A 532-nucleotide genomic window follows, 5' to 3' on the forward strand; every position below is an offset into this window, starting at 1 on the left:
GTCCCTTGCGGCTACCCGGCCTGGCTTCTGGCTCTGTCACAGTGATGTCCATCAAATCGAAAATGATGGGCACCACTTTGATGTCGGTTCTCGCCGTCGTCTACGACGGTCGTCGTGAGGCGCTTACCATGAAGGATAGGAGTACTGCGCGAGGAAACGCGCGCTTGATGATCTGCCGTTGTGCGCCGTACAACAATTCGCCACCAGCCAGAATTCGCTCGATCCGCTCATTTTTTTCTCCTCTGCTCAGCAGATCGATCGCCAAACCAAGAATCGTCGAATTGATGCCCGTCAGCACGTTCGATCCATATCGAACGACCATTTCGTTGAGTTGGCGATAAGAGCAATCGCAACCGATTGGAATCTCCGAGCAACGGCCAGGAAATCGTTCAAGCACGCTATGAACGCCTCTTTTGAATTCCGAGTGGGTGATGTTAGCGGGTCAAGGGCGGGCGTAAGCCCGGCGCAGCGAACCCTTGAGGCGCTCTGAATCGACAAGCTGAGGTATGGCTGGTTGCGGCAGAATGCGGCA

Annotated in this window: 1 protein-coding gene; it reads left to right on the plus strand. The window is 55.1% G+C overall.

Translation table 11 applies throughout. The features are described from left to right. The coding region (locus tag GWC77_RS29310; protein ID WP_217283467.1) for a hypothetical protein at positions 1-341 on the plus strand (341 nt) is incomplete at its 5' end. Positions 342-532 lie beyond the last annotated feature (191 nt).

Source organism: Paraburkholderia sp. NMBU_R16, from assembly GCF_013282575.1.
In the GTDB taxonomy this organism is placed as follows: domain Bacteria; phylum Pseudomonadota; class Gammaproteobacteria; order Burkholderiales; family Burkholderiaceae; genus Trinickia.